General features: G+C 30.6%; 17 protein-coding genes. 10 read left to right on the forward strand and 7 right to left on the reverse strand.

The window, feature by feature from the left end; all coding sequences use genetic code 11:
* Positions 1 to 3 precede the first annotated feature (3 nt).
* From CPJCM30710_RS07550 to yyaC, 3 genes are all read left to right on the forward strand, one after another.
* Entirely contained in the window at positions 4 to 456 is a 453-nt protein-coding gene (locus CPJCM30710_RS07550; RefSeq protein WP_212903561.1) for a hypothetical protein, read from the forward strand.
* A gap of 1 nt (position 457) precedes the next feature.
* Positions 458 to 766, forward strand: a complete 309-nt coding sequence (locus tag CPJCM30710_RS07555) for a nucleoside triphosphate pyrophosphohydrolase (RefSeq protein ID WP_212903562.1) — start codon at positions 458 to 460, stop codon at positions 764 to 766.
* A gap of 337 nt (positions 767 to 1,103) precedes the next feature.
* Positions 1,104 to 1,661 (forward strand): spore protease YyaC, encoded by a 558-nt coding sequence (yyaC, locus tag CPJCM30710_RS07560; RefSeq protein WP_212903563.1) that lies wholly within the window; start codon positions 1,104 to 1,106, stop codon positions 1,659 to 1,661.
* Between the two features lie 128 nt (positions 1,662 to 1,789).
* Here the strand turns inward: yyaC and CPJCM30710_RS07565 are convergent, their stop codons facing one another.
* Positions 1,790 to 1,984 (reverse strand): hypothetical protein, encoded by a 195-nt coding sequence (locus CPJCM30710_RS07565; protein ID WP_212903564.1) that lies wholly within the window; start codon positions 1,982 to 1,984, stop codon positions 1,790 to 1,792.
* Positions 1,985 to 2,520: 536 nt separating this feature from the next.
* On the opposite strand from CPJCM30710_RS07565, the gene CPJCM30710_RS07570 reads away from it, so the two are divergent.
* From CPJCM30710_RS07570 to CPJCM30710_RS07580, 3 genes are all read left to right on the forward strand, one after another.
* The gene (locus CPJCM30710_RS07570; protein ID WP_212903565.1) at positions 2,521 to 3,783 is read left to right on the forward strand and encodes an FAD-dependent oxidoreductase; all 1,263 of its coding nucleotides are present in this window, start codon (positions 2,521 to 2,523) and stop codon (positions 3,781 to 3,783) included.
* A 74-nt stretch (positions 3,784 to 3,857) separates the two neighbouring features.
* Complete coding sequence (locus tag CPJCM30710_RS07575) at positions 3,858 to 5,264, forward strand: hypothetical protein (RefSeq protein ID WP_212903566.1); 1,407 nt, start codon at positions 3,858 to 3,860, stop codon at positions 5,262 to 5,264.
* Between the two features lie 457 nt (positions 5,265 to 5,721).
* Positions 5,722 to 6,900 (forward strand): PucR family transcriptional regulator, encoded by a 1,179-nt coding sequence (locus tag CPJCM30710_RS07580; RefSeq protein ID WP_212903567.1) that lies wholly within the window; start codon positions 5,722 to 5,724, stop codon positions 6,898 to 6,900.
* A gap of 624 nt (positions 6,901 to 7,524) precedes the next feature.
* Here CPJCM30710_RS07580 and CPJCM30710_RS07585 read toward each other — a convergent pair.
* Together CPJCM30710_RS07585 and CPJCM30710_RS07590 are read right to left on the reverse strand one after the other, a co-directional pair.
* The gene (locus tag CPJCM30710_RS07585; RefSeq protein WP_212903568.1) at positions 7,525 to 8,352 is read right to left on the reverse strand and encodes a prephenate dehydratase; all 828 of its coding nucleotides are present in this window, start codon (positions 8,350 to 8,352) and stop codon (positions 7,525 to 7,527) included.
* Positions 8,353 to 8,838: 486 nt separating this feature from the next.
* A complete protein-coding gene (locus CPJCM30710_RS07590; RefSeq protein ID WP_212903569.1) occupies positions 8,839 to 9,117 on the reverse strand; it encodes a YmaF family protein in 279 nt (92 codons plus the stop codon).
* 354 nt (positions 9,118 to 9,471) lie between these two features.
* On the opposite strand from CPJCM30710_RS07590, the gene CPJCM30710_RS07595 reads away from it, so the two are divergent.
* The 3 genes from CPJCM30710_RS07595 to CPJCM30710_RS07605 all read left to right on the forward strand — a co-directional run bounded on the left by CPJCM30710_RS07595 (position 9,472) and on the right by CPJCM30710_RS07605 (position 12,938).
* Entirely contained in the window at positions 9,472 to 10,542 is a 1,071-nt protein-coding gene (locus tag CPJCM30710_RS07595) for a Fe(3+) ABC transporter substrate-binding protein (RefSeq protein ID WP_212903570.1), read from the forward strand.
* Between the two features lie 156 nt (positions 10,543 to 10,698).
* Entirely contained in the window at positions 10,699 to 12,255 is a 1,557-nt protein-coding gene (locus CPJCM30710_RS07600; RefSeq protein ID WP_212903571.1) for an ABC transporter permease, read from the forward strand.
* Positions 12,255 to 12,938 (forward strand): ABC transporter ATP-binding protein, encoded by a 684-nt coding sequence (locus CPJCM30710_RS07605; RefSeq protein WP_212903572.1) that lies wholly within the window; start codon positions 12,255 to 12,257, stop codon positions 12,936 to 12,938. Before CPJCM30710_RS07600 ends, CPJCM30710_RS07605 begins: the two co-directional genes overlap by 1 nt.
* 132 nt (positions 12,939 to 13,070) lie before the next feature.
* On the opposite strand, the gene CPJCM30710_RS07610 is transcribed toward CPJCM30710_RS07605, so the two are convergent.
* The 4 genes from CPJCM30710_RS07610 to CPJCM30710_RS07625 form a co-directional block, all read right to left on the reverse strand.
* Entirely contained in the window at positions 13,071 to 13,799 is a 729-nt protein-coding gene (locus tag CPJCM30710_RS07610) for a LysM peptidoglycan-binding domain-containing protein (protein WP_246503490.1), read from the reverse strand.
* A 170-nt stretch (positions 13,800 to 13,969) separates the two neighbouring features.
* Positions 13,970 to 14,809 carry a DUF2935 domain-containing protein gene (locus CPJCM30710_RS07615; RefSeq protein ID WP_212903573.1) on the reverse strand — a complete coding sequence of 280 codons (840 nt, stop codon included), beginning with the start codon at positions 14,807 to 14,809 and terminating at the stop codon, positions 13,970 to 13,972.
* Positions 14,810 to 15,117: 308 nt separating this feature from the next.
* Positions 15,118 to 16,428 (reverse strand): hemolysin family protein, encoded by a 1,311-nt coding sequence (locus CPJCM30710_RS07620; RefSeq protein ID WP_212903574.1) that lies wholly within the window; start codon positions 16,426 to 16,428, stop codon positions 15,118 to 15,120.
* A 282-nt stretch (positions 16,429 to 16,710) separates the two neighbouring features.
* On the reverse strand, positions 16,711 to 17,166 hold the full coding sequence (locus CPJCM30710_RS07625) for a hypothetical protein (RefSeq protein WP_212903575.1): 456 nt from the start codon (positions 17,164 to 17,166) through the stop codon (positions 16,711 to 16,713).
* 461 nt (positions 17,167 to 17,627) lie between these two features.
* Here CPJCM30710_RS07625 and CPJCM30710_RS07630 point away from each other — a divergent pair, with 461 nt between their 5' ends.
* Positions 17,628 to 18,611, forward strand: coding sequence for a LacI family DNA-binding transcriptional regulator (locus CPJCM30710_RS07630; RefSeq protein ID WP_212903576.1), 984 nt, complete (start codon positions 17,628 to 17,630; stop codon positions 18,609 to 18,611).
* Positions 18,612 to 18,722: the final 111 nt, after the last annotated feature.

An 18,722-nucleotide genomic window follows, 5' to 3' on the forward strand; every position in this document is an offset into this window, starting at 1 on the left:
ACTATGTCTATTAAAGATTCCTTTGGAGGATCATTTATTAACATGGTAGAGATAACAAGTATGAGCAAAACTTATAAAATGTCTATACTGTTGTCTTTTTATAATCGTGGAGAGCTTAAGATTAATATTAATGATGAAGATATATACGTTTCTATGAGAGATTTCTACTCTAAAGGCTCTAATGCTATAGATATGATTGAAGATAAAAGCACTTTAAGCTTTAAGGAATGGGATAAAAGTAAGTATGTAAAAAAAGCAAAAGAAAATCCAATAAAGTTTCTGCAAAAGACTCATGGTGATTTCTTTTATACTGAAGGAAATAACTTTTGTTTAAATAAAGGGCTTGAAGTTTATAAAAGCAATAAAATATTTATTGAAAACTTTAAGGATGCCATAGATTTAAGAACAATGCAGTACTATAAGAATAGATTTGATAACAAGGGAAAGGATGAATAATATGATAACTTATAATAAGTTAGTTAGGGATAAAATACCTCAAATTATTAAAGAATCAGGTAAGGAATTTGAGGTAAGAATAGCTTCTTCAGAAGAAAAAAAACAACTTTTAGAAAAGAAGCTTTTAGAGGAAGTTAATGAGTATGTGGAAGATAAGAATCTTCTTGAGCTTGCAGATGTTATGGAAGTTCTATTTGGATTAGCAGATTCTTTAGGATACAGTGAAGAGGAGTTAATAGCAATGAGAGAGAAGAGAAGGGCTGAAAGAGGCGGCTTTAAGGAAGGGATAGTGCTTCAGTGGGTTAAATAGACTTTCAATTACATACACTTTTAACGTTATTTGTACATGGCTTTGAAGAATTATTAATTTATAAGGAATTCTTCAAAGCTTTTTTTCAATTTTTACGAACTTATGTTTTGTTAGGCTTTTGGGAATAATAATACTTAGTGGAAGAAAATGAAAAAGGTAAAAAGACCTAAAGCTTATAGATATGATAAAATAAACTTAGAAGGCTTTAATGAAGTATGGGTGGTTAGTTATTTTCTAATGAATTATTTTTAAATTAATAGTTTGATTTGAAATTTCAACAATAAAAAGTAATTTATAATTGATATATAGTTTAATAACAATAGGGGAGAATCTTAGTGTGTTTATTAAAGATTTATATAAGTTTTTCATTAAAAAAAATAATATCATGGAATTAGAGCAAAATTATAGAGCTCAAGATACATATACAAAAATAGTAGAATATTTTAAAGATGATGTTAAAAATGATATTGTTATAATATGTATTGGAACTAATAGAACGGATACAATTGATGCACTTGGGCCATTTGTAGGTTCATTACTTAAAGAAGACAAGGATTTTAGAATTCCCGTATATGGAAGTTTAGTTGATCCTATACATGCAAAAAATCTGACCGAACGAATAAGAGAAATTAAAAATAAACATTTAAATAGCACTATAATAGCTATAGATGCTTGTCTTGGTTGTAAAGAAGACATAGGGAAGATAATTTTAAAAGATACTTATATAGAGGCTGGTAGAGGAATTGGCAAATGTTATGCTAAAGTGGGTGATAAATGTATTAAATGTATAATGGCGGAATATGGAGTAGATGTTGTAGAATATTATGCTGATTTAAATTTTATTAGTACTATGGCTCATATTATAGCAAAAGGATTAAAAGAAGTTTTTAAGTAGTATCGATAGAAAAGGAAGGGTACTGGGCTTGGAATATACAATTTGCAAGCCATGAGGATTTTTATAGATTAAAACATCATGTATATAAATTGCAGGATGCAAAGACATCCTATTAATTATTAAAGATATTAAACAGATAAAACAGATATACAATCAAATTCATCTTTATTTTCTTTAATGAGAGCATTAACAAGGACATCATTGTCGACTATTATAGTTTCTTTTAATATATCTGATAGCATTTTTATCTCATATCCATTTTCTTTAAGGAACTCTTCTCCTGCATTATTTATTTCTTTAGTAATCAAAACTTTATAACTCATTCAGCAACCTCTCCAATCTAAAATATTTTAGTTTTCTAAACCTTAATATCAAATAATTTTTTTATTTATTTTATTAAAATTTTTCCAATGAAAATTCACATAATTAGTTATTTGTTAGATAATTCATTATTAACGTGATAATAATATAGCTTTTTTGTGTTTTTATTGTTAAAATGATAATGGTTTGTTTGATATTTATTATAATTTTTTTTAATATTTTAAACAATCAACGATATGTATGTATTTATTCGATATTTATATACATTTTGTATATGTAAAGGAAACGCAAAGAAAAAAATATCATATATTACTATGATGTTTGATAGTGTTATGCTATAATGATTTTTGTGAAATAATAACAAAATAATTCAGATGACAGAGGAGTCTTTTGTGCATGTGCTTATTCTAAAGTACGCATAAAAAGATTCCTTTTTTGTTTACAATCATTTTTTTATTGATTAGTACGTTCTATTTTTGTGCACAAGGACATGAATTAATAATTTGCAATATTCAAAATTTATAAGGAGGAATTAATGATGAAAGTAGTTATTATCGGTGGAGGCTGGTCAGGTTGTGCAGCTGCCATTAGTGCTAAGAAAAAAGGAGCAGAAGTTACATTACTTGAGAGAACAGATATGCTTTTAGGGACTGGGTTAGTAGGCGGCATAATGAGAAATAACGGTCGTTATACTGCAACAGAAGAATTAATTGCTATGGGAGGAGGAGAATTATTTAAAATTACTGATGATAATTCAAGACATAAGAATATAGATTTTCCTGGTCATAGTCATGCAAGCTTATATGATGTTGGAAAAACTCCAGGTGCTGTATTACAGTATCTTAATGAAATTGGTGTAAATGTAGTGTTCGAGGCAAGAATAGCAAAAATAGATATGGAAAATGCTTCTATACTTAGTGTTGAAGATGGACAAGGTAATATTTATAAAGGTGATGTATTTATTGATGCTACTGGAACCGCAGGTCCTATGAATAATTGTACTAAGTATGGAAATGGTTGTGCTATGTGCATATTAAGATGTCCAAGCTTTGGAGGAAGAATAAGTTTAACAGGATTAGCTGGTATAAAAGAGTATGTAGGTAAAAAGTCTGATGAATCAATTGGTGCAATGAGTGGTTCTTGTAAATTATATAAGGAGTCTTTATCACCTGAAATAGTAAATGAATTAAATACTAAAGGTGTAGCTGTTATACCTTTACCTGAAGATCTTATAGAGGATCATTTAGATATAAAAGCTTGTCAACAGTACGCTCTTAAAGAATTTAAGAATAATATAATTCTTTTGGATACAGGACATGGAAAATTAATGACACCATTTTATAGTATTGAAAAACTAAGGCGTATACCTGGTTTCGAAAATGCAAGATATGAGGATCCATATGCTGGCGGAAAAGGAAACTCCATGAGATTTTTCGCTATGGCTCCAAGGGACAACGCACTTAAAGTAGAAGGTCTAAATAATTTGTTCTGTGCTGGTGAAAAGGCTGGTCTTTTAGTTGGACATACTGAAGCAGTAGTAACTGGAACTTTAGCAGGTTATAATAGTGTGAAATTCTGTGAAGGAGAAAGCTTATTAGAAATACCAAGACAATTAGCTATAGGAGAAGCTATTGCCTATGTAAAAGAGCAGATGGAGATCGAAGAAGGTCTAGCTAAGAAATATACATTCTCAGGTTCAGTGCTTTTTGATAGGATTAAGAGCTTAGGATTATATACCATAAACATTCATGAAATTGAAAACAAAGTAAGCGAATTAGGATTAAAAAATATTTTTGCTTAAATTATATAAATTTGTATTATTCCCTATATAACAAATTTATCAAAACTAAATCAATTTAAATGGAGGTATTATTTATGGTAATGTTAAGTCTCATTCATTATGTTTACATCATAATCACAGTTATAATTCTTGCAACATTGGCACTTAGAAAAAACCTTTATCTTCCTTGTATTTTGGGGATACTTATAATAGCTTTTATGTATTCCGGAAATGCAGTAAAAGCAATACAAATTATGTATAACTCTTTTATAACGGCAACTACGGAATTTTTAGGAATTATAATGGTAATTGCACTTGTTATGGCTATGTCAAAAGCATTAAGTGATATAGGTGCTGATAAAGCAATGATAAGACCTCTAAAGAAAGTAATTAGAGGACCAATATCCGCTTTCTTTATTCTTGGATTTGTAATGTTATTTATTGGTTGGTTTATTTGGCCTGCACCAGGTGTTGCTCTTATTGGTACTTTGCTATTGCCTGCTGCATTAGAAGCCGGACTATCAGCTGTATGGGCTGCTAGTGCTATGAATTTATTTGGTCATGGGATTGCTCTGTCTTCCGATTTCTTTATTCAAGGTGCTCCTGCAATTACAGCTAAAGCTGCTGGTGTCAGTACATATACAATGATGAAGGAATCTATACCTTTATGGCTAGTTATGAGTTTTGTAACTATAGGAGTTGCTTCTGTACCATTATTTAAACAATATGCTAAAAAGAATTCAAAGAACAAGGAATATGTAAAGTCAGAAGTAGCAGTGACTAAAGATATTCCTGTAGGTGAGGATGAATGTTCAGTTGCTTCAAAGATTATTGCTGTATTAGTTCCATTAGTATTTATAATTGATATCATTATTATGATTAAGTACAAGATAGTAGGTTCAGATGCATCTGCGCTAGTAGGTGGAACTGCAACAATAATAATGTGTATAATAGCACTTATTCCACGAAAATCAAAACCATATAATTTAACTAAGTCAATGCAAAAAATTGGTGATTTCTTTGGGCATGGGCTTATGTTTGGTATTGAAGTATTTGCTCCAGTAATAGTTATAGCTGCCTTCTTCTTCCTTGGTGGTGAAGGGACTGCTAAAGCAATATTAGGACCTAATGCAACAGGCTTTCTTAATGATATAGGTATTGCTTTATCGCATGCAGTTCCGATGGGGAAATTCCCGATAATTGTTATAGTAGCTGCGGCAGGTGCACTATGTGCTTTGGACGGATCAGGTTTCTCAGCATTACCTCTAGTAGGATCACTTGCTCAAGCTTTTGCTCCTAGTATAGATGTTAATCCAGCTGCATTGGCAACTATAGGACAAATGACAGCTATATTTGTTGGTGGTGGAACTATAATTCCATGGGGAGTTTTACCTATACCAGGAGTATGTGGTATAGCACCTGAAGAATTGTGTAAACATGATTTAATTCCTGTGCTTTCAGGTTTTGTAGCAATTATTATTGTAGGAACAATTATACTATAGCTATTACTATAATATAATTGTAAAAGCAAACAGATTATTGCTTTGGCTGTAACATCAGTAATGCATTATATTATTAAATTATAATAGGTAAAATGCTGTTTTAGTTGTAATTAATTTAATTATTTTAATATAAAAGAGATAACTGGAAATAATAACTTCCGGTTATTTCTTTTTCACAAAGGGTACTTATTATAGCAATTTAATAATGCGAATTTTAAGATTTTTTTAAGTTGTGTAGTATGTAGTAGTTCAAGGATAACACACGAGCTTGCAAGGAACTTGTTATTATGCTAGCTTTGGACCTGGAGAATTCGTAGATGATATAGCTACTTTTGCTGTAATGGAATTGGTAAAAAGAAATATTAATGAGGCATAGAATTAAATTCGACCTAATTTAATTCATAATAGATATTGAATTCTATAGTTTTGTATAGTAGTCACAAAAGGAGGTTTTATTTTGGCTTTTCTCATTAGAAATATCATTGAATATAATTTACTTGCAGGTGCGAAAATAGTAGCTGGAGAGAAGGGAATTAATAACGAAATTTTATGGGTTAATTTAATGGAAATACTTGATGCATTGGATTCATTACAGAAAGGTGAACTGCTAATTACAACAGGATATAAAATTGACAATGAAGATCAATATAAAGATATAATTTTAAGGCTTAAAAACAGAGGACTTTGTGGTATTGCTATACAAACTGGATACTATATTGATGAAATTCCACAGTATATTAAAGATGCTGCAAATAAATATGATTTTCCTGTAATTGAGCTTCCACCAAACCTTACTTTCTCACATATTATGCATGTTTTATTAGAAAACATAAATCTTCAATTAAATCTCCATAATGATTCTGATTTTATTAATCTTAGGAATAAGCTCAATCATATTGTACATAACACAAATAATAGTATTAATAAAATGGTACAATCTAAATCTGATTCTAACTCTAACGTATATCTGTTTTTAGCATCGGCATCGTATATTAATAACCTAAGAGCTAGTAGTATAATACTTGAGAGCATTGATAAAATAAAGGCATATTTTATTAGTAGGAGTAATGAAGTAGAAATAGAGTTTTCTGGAGAACAAATATTATTTATTGTATCACTAAAAGAAGATGTTTTATTTCAGGATGTAACTTATGATATTTCAAAAATATTAAATACTATATCAGAACAATTTCAAATAAATTTTTTGATTGGTTCAAGTATATTACAAAGTATTGACAACTTACTTGCTGCTTTCAATGATGCCATAGCAAGTCAGCAAATTTTGAAAAAGATTGGTGTGAAAAAGGGAATTTGTTCATATAATGATATAAATCTTTTTAAATTATTTGAAATAGTACACTATAGTAATTATTCTACTAAATTTGCTTATGAAACACTAAAACCGATTATAGATTATGATATGCTTCATAAAAGCTCCTACCTAGAAACGCTAAAAATCTATTTAGCAAATGAATGCAATATAACAGATACTGCAAATAAGCTTTTCATACATAGACATACTCTTAAGAATAGATTAAATAAAATAGGCGAGCTATGCGGAGTTAATTTTAAGAATTATAATTCAAGAATGAGTTTTTCTATAGCTATTTTTATTTATGATTATTTTATAACATAAATTTTGTTTTTAATTTCAGTTTGTAAAAGTAAACTTTAAAATATACTATCAATAACAGTAGTATATTAAAGAACAGCAGGCGCTGTTCTTTTTTTTAGTTAAATATAAATTAACGGAAGATGCATTCCTCCATTAATTTTTAATATTTTAATATTATTTAGTAGTTATACTGTTACTGAAAGTAATTTCATGTAAACAGGTGAAGAATGATATTATTATTCCAGAAACAATTGGTGTTATATTAAAGGAATCTAACAGAGAACAATAAACAAGAATAAGAAAAATATAAGCTATGTTTTTCCATGTTTTTTTTCTCTTAGATTTATTTACAAATTTTTGAAGGGGAACAAATAATTTTAAATCACTTGTATTTAATCTTTTAAATAAAATAGTAAAAACGAAATACGATATTATTGCAGATATAAATATATAGAATATATGCATATATTTCCTCCCCTATCTTTCATAAAGTACAGTTTATATTATACTACTTAATTATAACATTAATGCAAATAATGTATATAAATGAATATAACTTTTTCTCTAGATGAAAATACAAAGAATATTTTAAGATTTGTAATTTAAAGTTGTACATGAAGCAAAAATGAAGAATCATAATATAATTTAAATTAACGAATAAGAACCAAGAATTTTAACTACATTTCTTTTACTTATTTCATCAATTGCTTGTTTAATATTTGTTTCTTCAGGATAATATCCATCAATATCAATGAAAAAATGGTATTTTCCAAGTGCGCTTTTGGTTGGACGTGATATTATCGAAGTTAAATTAATATCTCTTTTAGAAAATTCATTTAAGATTTTAGATAAAACTCCTGGTTCATTTAAAGTATTCACGATAACTATTGAAGTTTTATAGTCCTTATTCATATCATAGCTTACAGCATCTTTTGAAAGAATAATAAATCTTGTCTCATTATCCACTGAATCAGTTACATTTTCAATATTATAAGTAAATTTTTCTCCAACATCTAACATATGTCTGGGAATTATGGCTGACTCACCTAAAGTACCTTTTCTTACCTGTTCAAGAGATTCTCCATTACTTTCGGTAGTTATTATTTTTGCATTAGTAAATTGCTCTAAAAATCTGCAACACTGTCCTTGAGTTTTAAATTGGGCATATATTTTTTTGATGTCTGACATATTTAAATCATTCCCCACAAATGCAAATTGAATTGGGATAACAAGCTCGTATATTATATGTAAATCTGTATGTGAAAGTAAATCAAGTGTAGGTTGCACATATCCATCGAGTAGATTTTCAATCGGTATAATGCCTAATTCACATTCTCTACCAATTGAATTAAAAACCTTTGTTATGCTTGGATAAAAAACTATCTTTGCATCCATATTAACATTTTGAATATACTTCTTAGCAGCAAGTTCAGTGAAAGTACCTGTTGGCCCAAGTGTAGCTACCTTATTCATAAAATTCCTCCTATTATTATCTAAATATAAACTTAATCACCCTCACATGAAATTTTGGGTATTAGTACGGATTTAACAATTACGTGTGACTTTTAGAATATAATTCTACATATAGTTGAGGTTTCCTTTAGCTGAAATAATATATTTATTTAAAGATTTTACAGTAGAAATTGTTTGGAAAATTAATGTCTAACCAATTAACCCTATAGAAATAATTTCTATGCAAAAAGAATTCTACAGTGCTCTTGTAGAATTCTTATTTGCTGTCATTTCACAAAGTGAAATATGATTAAATCACAGTAGACTGAGTGGGATTTATAAAAAATCTTCGGGGTTTCGAAGAAGTCGCTTAGTAACAAGATCCACATCTGGTAAGCCTAGCACTAAGCTTGTTATAGTCATTCTTGTCCAGGCACCTATTTTATTAGAAGAAATCAATGAATTTATAACTATTCTTAGAGGAAACGGCATTTTCATATTTTGTTGTTAATAAGCTGAAGTTGTCCTGGTTTGTAGTGCGTGATAATGTTGTTCAGTTATTTGAGTTACTCCAGAAATGTTATGAATATGTCCTCCAGGAACTGGATAATCTACGGAGGTTTGAATCATATAGTAGTGAGTGTGACCATCGTCATAAGATGTATATCCTATTATATAATGTGTATGAGGTATTCCGCTTGGTGCTGGAGTAGTTCGCCCATTATATTCATGTCTATGACCATCATCAATAGAGGATAATCCTGCGTAATAATGACTGTGATACATATCTAAACTCCTTTTTCTGGATTTACTTTATATGTTATGAATAGATTTTTATTAATGTTACATTAGGTATCTATAATTGTTATCTACAGAACATATACCACCATAAAGAATAGGTATAATTGCTTGGGATAGACCATATATAGTAATTCTTTCAAAACCGACTGCAAGTCCCATGCTTAGTATTGAACAAGTACTAAATGTATGAATGATAAATATTAACTTTTTATGAATTTAAACAATTTAAAAGAAAACTTTAATCTTATTTGTTGACTTTGGTATAAGTATATTATATTATGTAATTGAGAATAGTATTCATTAGAAAATGAATTTAAATATCAATAAGGGGGCGACAAAATGAAAAAAAGATCTTTAATTACAATATTAGCATCAACAGTATTAACAACAATGATGTTAGCAGGATGTGCAGGTAAGCCGTCTGCTACTGATACTCCTAAGGAGGATCCTAAAAAGGAGCAGGTGGTTAATGTATACTCTGAGAGAAATTATGATACTGACAAGCAACTTTACGCAGACTTTACAAAGAAGACAGGTATTAAGGTTAATGTAGTTGAGGGAACTGCAGATGAATTACTTGAAAGACTTACAAGGGAAGGTAATGATAGTGAGGCAGATATGTTTATTACATCAGATGTAGGAAGATTACATAAAGCCAAAGAGAAGGGACTACTGCAGTCATCATTATCAGATACTATATCAAAAAATGTTCCGGAAAATTTAATAGACAAAGATGGTGAATGGGTAGCGTTAACAGCAAGAGCAAGAGTTATTGTTTATGCTAAAGACAGAGTAAACCCTGAACAGTTATCAACTTATGAAGACTTAACTAGCCCAAAGTGGAAGGGCAAAGTAGTAGTTAGATCTTCAAGTAGTGTGTATAATCAGTCATTACTTGCTTCCTTTATAGCCATAAACGGTGAAGAAAAAGCTGAAGAATGGGCAAAGGGTCTTGTAGCAAACCTTGCAAGAGAGCCAAAGGGAAATGACAGAGATCAAGCTAAGGCTATTGTATCAGGTGTAGGCGATGTTGCGATAATGAATACATATTATGTGGGTAAAATGCTTAACTCTTCAGATGCTGAGGAAGTAAAGGTTGCAAAGAATATTGGAGTGTTCTTCCCAAATCAATCAACTAATGGAACACATATAAATATAAGTGGTGTTGGAGTTACAAAGATTGCTAAGAATAAAGAAAATGCAATTAAGTTGATAGAATTCTTATCAGGTACAGAAGCACAAAAGTTATTTGCAGAAGCTAATTTTGAGTATCCTGTAAATAAAGATGTTGAGCCTGCAGATCTTCTAAAATCTTGGGGCGAATTTAAAACTCAAGATATAAACTTAACTGAGCTTGGAGAGAACAATAAGAAGGCAGTAGAAATAATGAATAAAGTAGGTTGGAAATAATTCTAAAGGCAGTCTTAGTGGACTGCCTTTTTGGAATTAATACTAATTAAACAAAAGGGTGTGAAAAAAGTGAAGGAGTTTCAAAGTATAAAGCATAAGTTCAATTCGTGGGGGTTTTTTAGTTTTCTATTTGTGCTTTTGGTAGTCTTACCATGCATGTATATATTATTTCATCTATTAGATAAGCCTAATGAGAACTGGTACCATATTAAGACTTTTCTTTTGAAGGATTATATTATAAATACTATAAAGATAGTATTTACCACTGGTCTTTTTACAATGATAATTGGAACAACACTAGCGTGGTTAATTGCTGCGTATGAATTTCCATTTAGGAAATTTTTTAAGTGGGCACTTATTCTACCGCTCACAATACCTCCATATATAGCGGCATATACATATAATGGCATATTTAATTATACTGGTGTAGTACAGAAATTCTTTAGAAATGCTATGAAAATTAATATAGATGCTAAATATTTCGACATAATGTCAATAAAAGGTGCAGTATTCATATTTACAATCTTTTTATTTCCATATGTATATATGATAACTAGATCATTTCTTGAAAAGCAATCTGCTGCACTTATTGAGAATGCAAGGCTGCTTGGAAGAGGATCCATTGATATTTTTATACATGTAATCCTGCCTGTATCCCGTGGAGCTATTGTTGGAGGAACGTCACTGGTTCTCCTTGAGGTGCTTAACGATTATGGAGTCGTATCTTACTTTGGAGTCCAAACTTTTAGTACAGCTATATTTAAGACTTGGTTTTCCATGGGAGATACAGGTACAGCAGTAAAGCTTGCTTCCATATTAATGTCTGCAGTGTTTATCATATTAATTGTTGAGAAGTGGTTGCGAGGAAGAAAGAAATATAGCTACACTACAGCAAAAGTGAGATCAATTGTTAGAATAGAATTAAAGGGTATAAAAGCTGTAGGAGCATTTTTCTACTGTTTTACTATTCTAAGTATGGGCTTTATTATACCTTTGATGCAGTTAAGTCATTGGAGTATTCTAACTTATAAAAAAATACTTAATGTTAAGTTTATAGGTCTTATGTTTAATTCTATATGGCTTGCGGTTGCAGCATCAGTACTTATAATAGGTATGTCTGTAGTTATTGCAAATTACTGCAGAATGAATAATAAGTGGACTGCTAAGGTTTTTTCTAAAATATCTATTCTTGGCTATTCTATTCCTGGTGCAGTTATTGCAATTGGAGTAATTCTTTTCTTTATAAGTATAGATCGTAAGATGCTATGGCTTTATAAGGCTATTGACCCAAGCTCAAAGACTCTTGTTTTAAGCACAAGTATATTCATGTTAATCTTTGCTTACACTATAAGGTTTTTGGCTATAGGGTATCAATCAATAGAATCCGGATTTGATAAGATTGGAATGAGGTTTTTTGAAGCCTCAAGGACATTGGGGAATAGTGTAACTAAAACATTTTTCAAGGTAGATTTACCTATGATGAAACCAGCATTGATTAGTGGATTTGCATTAGTTTTTGTTGATATAGTAAAAGAGCTGCCACTGACCTTGATTTTGAGACCTTTTAATTTTAATACTCTAGCTACAAAGACATATGAATATGCTAGTGATGAAATGATACATGAGGCATCAATCCCAGCACTTATTATAATACTTGTCAGTATTATTTCAGTCTATTTATTATATAGAATAGGAGATAAGGAGAAGAAATGATGTTTATAGAAATCAGTAATTTAACTTTTAAATATAGAAATTCAAAAATAGAGACTCTAAAGGATATTAGTCTTAGTATGCAAAAGGGAGAAATACTTTCTATTTTGGGAGAGAGTGGAGGCGGAAAGAGTACAGTGCTAAGGTTAATAGCAGGACTTGAGACCCCTGTAAGTGGAAGTATTACTATAGATAATAAAATTATGTTTGACAGTAATACTTTTATCGTGCCTGAAAAGCGAGGTATAGGTATGGTATTTCAAGACTACGCTCTTTTCCCTCATATGACAGTAGATGAAAATATTAAGTTTGGACTTAAGAATCTTACTAAGAAAGAAAAAGAGAACAGAGTTCAGGAAATGCTAGAACTTGTCAACTTACAGGATTTTAGTAAAAGATACCCACATGAACTAAGTGGAGGACAGCAGCAAAGGGTTGCTATCGCAAGAGCTTTGGCTCCTAAACCTTCCGTTTTACTTTTAGATGAACCCTTTAGTAATTTAGATGCTCATTTAAAGAGCAAAATCAGAGAAGAATTGAAAGCAATACTGAATCAAACTGGTATAACATCTATTTTTGTAACTCATGATAGAGAAGATGTAAAGAGTATAGCTGATAAGGTGGTAATTTTAAAAGAAGGAGTAATTGTTGAATCAGGAACACCTAAAGAAATTTTTAACCTATAAGGAATTCTTCTAAGATATATATTAAAAGAACTCTACAAAAATGCTGTAGAGTTCTTATTTGTTATCTAACTCAAATTTAATAGGCTAGATGCTTGCTCAGAGTTATCTTTCAAGGCAGTGAAAACTATTCTGTTATTCTTTAAATATCTCAGGAAACTGTTTAATGATACCCTCAGCCATCACATCAGCCATTTCTAACGCTTGATTCTCAATTTCATCATATACTGCGATACCAGCTGCATAATTTTTGGTAAGCATAGCAACTGCTTCAGCTTTAACTAGTGCCAAATGCTTATGTAGCATTATTCTCCAATCTTCTTGAGACCAATATGGATTTATTCTACCAAGGAAAACAGCAATCTCATTAGCATTATCGTACCATTTCTTTTCAGTATCTGACGCTACTTTGTTATCGCCGACCTTGGATGCTTTGACAAGTTCTGCGGCTATAACAAGATGACTTTTTAGTAAATCACTAAATTTTGAAGCAATTTTATCTCCGTAGAAAGGCCTTAATGCATTCTCAAAATCTACTGGATTTCGAAGAAGTCGCTCAATAACAAGATCTACATCTGGTAAATCTAACGCTAAACTTGTTATGGCCATCCTTGTCCAGGCACCGTGTTGTTCCCAGAGCATACGTATGGTATTGGTTAAATATACTTCTGTTTTATTGATTCTAGTTGGAGCAGGGTAATACCTTTCAGGATAATATCCATATTCAGGACATATATAATTGGGATTTGATTCTGCATTTGCTGAGGTAATTGGGTAAATAGTAGAAGGGTACCTTTGGTCTAACCATGATGTATCATATGGTTGTATAGTATAAAAAAATGCTCCCATTGGACATTGATACAAATCTATCACCACTTTGATAATCACTATATCTTATAGTATGGTTATGTGAACAATAAAGTTCCATGCATTTTCTAAAGGGGATGTTATATTTATTTTGCAGAGATTATATATGATATACTATAAAAAGACTACTTGCAAAGTAGCCTTTTTATAGTAATTGTATATTTTCTCTAAACATGACACTTATTTAAAGTAGAGTGACATTTTTTAACTTCAGGTAAGAGTACATCCATTTCATCAAGGAACTTGTCAGCCTCTCTTCTCACATGATCAAGTAGTAATGGTGTTGATACAATACTTAATAGCTCACATAAGGTTGCTAATTCAAAGGCAGCTGCTTTAAAGTCGCGAAGTTTAATAGTGTTATCAATTACATCCTCTGTAAATCGTATTACAGTATTGAAATTTTTTGGTTCTGATTCAGCCATAGACTCTAAATCTCTAGCTGTTTCAAGTAAACGTGAAAAGGTCTTTTTAAACTGTACTGCGTCCTCTATTAATTCCCTTTCAGATGGATCAAGTAAGTGTATAATAAATTCTATATGCTCTTTCATTATACGAAGCCAAAATACTTCTTCTTGTAGAAGTAAATCTAATGAATCTTCTGGTACAGGTGAGCGTAATAATCTCAAGAAGTGCATAGCCTCTCTTCTAATATGGTCTAAAAGAAGAGGATAATTGCTTCCAGGTTGTGCCTTACATTCAATTATTTTTCGAAGTAAAAATTTTTTAAATGCAATTATAGCTCTAACAGCCTTAATTAAATCTTCTAAAAGTTCTGGATTAATTCTCGATACATGATTTAGTCTATTTTCTAATACCTCAAACAAATCAAAGAAAGCCTGGGCTTCTGCTATTAATTTTGGCTCATCAGCAGGTAATCCAAGTTTAATAAAAAGAGCATGTTCTTTCATAATTCTTGACCAAAAACGTGCTTCTTCAAGTCTATTAAATTCACATATACATCCTTTGCATATAGGACTATCGTCCAATATCTTTTTGCCAGACATATAAAAATCTCCTTTTAGTTTTAATATTTTACCCCTGCTTTAGAATATGATGGTTATGTCGAATATGTGATGTTACGGTCGAATTTGTAAAAGTTTTATAATTTGAGGACATTTAGTAAATTCTAAAAAGTTCTTTAAAGTAATCTGTATTTAAAACATTATAATCAGTTAGTAGAGCAATTTCATTGGGATGATCCTAAAAGGTATTTTATTAAACTGCTAATAGAAGGTAAGTATGCAGAAGTTCCATTTTGTAGATATTATTTTAAAAAAGAAGGCTATGCATAACATCATGCATAGCCTTCTTTTTAACTTTGTACGTATATCTTTATTTTTTCTATTCTTTTCTTAGTTGCTTCTTCAATCTTAAATACTACATTTCCATATTCAATAACCTTTTCCTCTGCACCTTTAGGAATTCTACCAATGATATTTACCAAGAATCCTCCTATAGTTTCAGAGTGTTCAGATTGTATATTTAAGTGAAGATAATCATTTATATCATCAATAGACAATAACCCATTTACAAGATAGGTATTAGTATCTACTTGCTTAATATCTGATTCTATTTCATCGTGCTCATCAAATATGTTACCCACAACTTCTTCTATCAAGTCTTCAATGGTAACAATTCCAGAAAAACCGCCATATTCATCAATCAATATTGCCATATGGTTATTAGATGATTGCAATTCCTTAAATAAATCATCTATATTTTTTGTCTCAGGTACAAAGTATGGCTTTCTAAGTATGTCTCTAATATTAACATTTTCAAAGCCATGCTTACTTGCTGCAAAGAAGAAATCTTTCATATAAAGTATCCCTATAATATTATCAATATCTTCTTCATAAACAGGAATTCTTGAAAAACTTTCTTCAATTAGCTCATTCAAGATATCATTAGTTGGAGTATTTATCTCAATTAAACAGACCTCTGTTCTAGGAGTCATTACCCCTTTTGCTTTTGTATTATCAAATTCAAAGATGCTTTCAATCATTTCTTTTTCTGTTTCTTTTATAACTCCATGCTCTTGTCCTACTTCTATAAGGGATTTGATTTCTTCTTTAGATATCTTTTCTTCAAGGTTTTTTGTATCTACTCCTGAAATTTTAACTAATAAATTGGTGGAACCAGAAAGTAATTTAACGAAAGGTAATGCAATTTTAGACACAAACATAACTGGTTGAATAGTAAACATTGCTATAGCTTCAGACTTTTGCAGTGCTAATCTCTTTGGATATAACTCTCCAAATACCAATGTAATGTATGAAAGAGCTATGGTTATAGAAACTAAAGCTATTTCATTACTATACGGAACATTAAGAGCTTTTAAAAATTGTGAAAAGTCATCTGCTAATCCTGTGGCTGCAGAAGCACTGGCAAAAAAACCTGCCAATGTTATACCAACCTGTATAGTAGCTAAAAATCTACTTGGTTCATTCATTAGTTTTTCTAAAAGCTTGGCCTTCTTATTACCTTGTTCTGCAAGATATTTTATTTTGTTTTTGTTTAGAGATACTATTGCCATTTCTGCTGAGGCAAAAAAAGCATTAATAAGTGTAAGAATAACTATTAGTATTAACTGTGACGTAATACTACCATCGGGGTCAGGATTCATTAAGATACCTCCTAAAATAAATAAATTTATAAATTATAGAATATCATATTTATAATAATCTTTCAAATTTTAATATGTTATTTTATACTCTATTTTATAGTATTTATATACACTTTTCAACGTTAATATCTGGCATGCTAACTTTATAAGATATTGTACTGGAGCATTTTTATAGCAATCATTATTGTGCAAAAAGAACTCTACAAAAATGCTGTAGAGTTCTTTTTACTATAATTTCAAGATGTGAAATCTGATTCAATTTACATACACAACTTCACAAGCTTAATAGGTACTTCCTTCTTCATTATTAGTCTCATCATCCCCCCTGTGGAAGAAAGGAAAGAAGAAAAATGGGTGGAAGAATGGGAAGAAGAATGGGGAGAAAAATGGAGGTCGGTGGAAGAATGGAGGACGGTGGAAGTATGGAGGACGGCCATAGGGGTATTGACGAGTATCAAGCCCAGTCTCTCCTATATCTTCATAATAATTTTCATCTTCGTCCCTACCTTTACATTGATCCTTAAATTCATAGCCTTTTACTTTTGGATAAGTATGCATCATTTCATAACCGTACATCATTGGGCAATCATGCTTCATTGGACAGTGATGCGCCATTGGACAATGATGCTTCATGTGATGGGCAAATTTTCCTTTATGATGTTTTTTTGATGATGTTTTGTCGTCGCAGTCATCATGTCTACAGTAGTCTTTATTATAGTCATTGTCTTGATAGAACATAGTTCCCTCCAGAAACATTAAATACATAATTATTATATTATAGAGGAGTAATAAGGTTACAAAAATTTAGAAAAAAGATCTTACTTTTATAGTTCAGTTATTCAGTTTTATATGAATTAATTTAAATGGTTCATGCTCAATCCTTTGAAGCTATTCCTAAGCTCCATCAATACCTAGAATTGTATTGGCTGTTAAAAACTTCAGTCTTATGGTATGACTATAGAGTCATGTCACTCGTAAGTCATATAGCTAAAATCTACACAAAAGTATAAAAGTTATGTTAATAAAGTGAAAGGTAAGAAGAGCGATAAGATGCCAAAGGAAACAATGTTTAATATTAATGAAGAAAAACAAGAAAATATAATTATTAAAGAACCCTTTTAAGATTTTCTTTTTATTACTATATTTGTCATAGTATAATAGTAAAAAGGAAATATGTTTCATATGAAAGGAATGATAAGATGGCTAGTATAAGAGATGTAGCAAAAAAGGCAAATGTAGCAGCCTGTACTGTGTCTAGGGTACTGAATAATAGTGGATATGTAGCACCTGAAACGAGGCGTAAGATTGAACAAGCAATGGAAGAATTAAACTATATACCGAATGAATTAGCACGTAGTATGTTTCGTCAAAAAGTTGGAATCATTGCTATGTTGGTTCCTAATATCTTACATCCTTTTTTTTCTACATTAGCGAGTGATATTGAAAAAGAATTATATCAAAAAGGCTATAAACTTATGTTATGTAGCACAGGTGATGATGTTAACAGAGAAAGAGATTATATGGAAACATTGAAATCTAATATTGTAGATGGAGTAATATTAGGTGTGAACAATCTCGACTTAAAAGAATATAACGATTTTAATAAGCCGCTTATTATGCTAGATTATGTTGTTAGCTCAAAGATTCCGGTTGTTACATCTAATCACAAATTAGGAGGAGAGTTAGCTGCAAGAAAATTTATCGACAGTGGATGTAAGAATGTGGTTCATATCTGTGGTAAACAAACAAGAGAAGTATTATCTTATCAGTGTCATATAGCATTAGAAAAAATGCTGCATGAACGTAGTGTATCATCAAAATCTATTGAAATAGATTGGAATGATTTTGATTTTGAGGGATATTTAAACCTGGCAAAAGAAATATTAATAGAAAATCCAGAAATAGATGGGGTTTTTGGAGCAGATATGGCAGCCGCAGCTTTTTTAAAAGCAGCCATACAACTTGGTAAACAGATCCCAAAAGAATTTTGTGTGGTGGCATATGACGGAACTTATACAACTAACAGCAATATTTTAAGTATTACTACAGTGGTACAACAGGTGAATTTAATTGCAAATAGGGCAGTAGAAAACATAATAGGATTGATAGAAGAATCAAAATTGGTAGAACCTTATAGTGAGATTGATGTATTTTTAAGAGAGGGAGACACCACTCTGTCCTAGAAATTTGAATATATTGTGTTAATAGAGATTTCAAAAACTGTGGTTTTTATGTGAAAGCACGGTTTTTCTTTTTTTATGGTTACAGTTTATACAAATAATACCTCAATTTGT

It is taken from the genome of Clostridium polyendosporum (assembly GCF_018332455.1).
In the GTDB taxonomy this organism is placed as follows: domain Bacteria; phylum Bacillota; class Clostridia; order Clostridiales; family Clostridiaceae; genus Clostridium_AY; species Clostridium_AY polyendosporum.

Bases quoted from the DNA above. Each gene is read 5' to 3' on its own strand.
- CPJCM30710_RS07550 (WP_212903561.1), top strand. From the start codon at position 4: ATGTCTATTAAAGATTCCTTTGGAGGATCATTTATTAACATGGTAGAG.
- CPJCM30710_RS07555 (WP_212903562.1), top strand. From the start codon at position 458: ATGATAACTTATAATAAGTTAGTTAGGGATAAAATACCTCAAATTATT.
- CPJCM30710_RS07565 (WP_212903564.1), bottom strand. From the start codon at position 1,984: ATGAGTTATAAAGTTTTGATTACTAAAGAAATAAATAATGCAGGAGAA.
- CPJCM30710_RS07570 (WP_212903565.1), top strand. From the start codon at position 2,521: ATGAAAGTAGTTATTATCGGTGGAGGCTGGTCAGGTTGTGCAGCTGCC.
- CPJCM30710_RS07575 (WP_212903566.1), top strand. From the start codon at position 3,858: ATGGTAATGTTAAGTCTCATTCATTATGTTTACATCATAATCACAGTT.
- CPJCM30710_RS07585 (WP_212903568.1), bottom strand. From the start codon at position 8,352: ATGAATAAGGTAGCTACACTTGGGCCAACAGGTACTTTCACTGAACTT.
- CPJCM30710_RS07590 (WP_212903569.1), bottom strand. From the start codon at position 9,117: ATGTATCACAGTCATTATTACGCAGGATTATCCTCTATTGATGATGGT.
- CPJCM30710_RS07595 (WP_212903570.1), top strand. From the start codon at position 9,472: ATGAAAAAAAGATCTTTAATTACAATATTAGCATCAACAGTATTAACA.
- CPJCM30710_RS07600 (WP_212903571.1), top strand. From the start codon at position 10,699: ATGTATATATTATTTCATCTATTAGATAAGCCTAATGAGAACTGGTAC.
- CPJCM30710_RS07605 (WP_212903572.1), top strand. From the start codon at position 12,255: ATGTTTATAGAAATCAGTAATTTAACTTTTAAATATAGAAATTCAAAA.
- CPJCM30710_RS07615 (WP_212903573.1), bottom strand. From the start codon at position 14,809: ATGTCTGGCAAAAAGATATTGGACGATAGTCCTATATGCAAAGGATGT.
- CPJCM30710_RS07620 (WP_212903574.1), bottom strand. From the start codon at position 16,428: ATGAATCCTGACCCCGATGGTAGTATTACGTCACAGTTAATACTAATA.
- CPJCM30710_RS07625 (WP_212903575.1), bottom strand. From the start codon at position 17,166: ATGTTCTATCAAGACAATGACTATAATAAAGACTACTGTAGACATGAT.
- CPJCM30710_RS07630 (WP_212903576.1), top strand. From the start codon at position 17,628: ATGGCTAGTATAAGAGATGTAGCAAAAAAGGCAAATGTAGCAGCCTGT.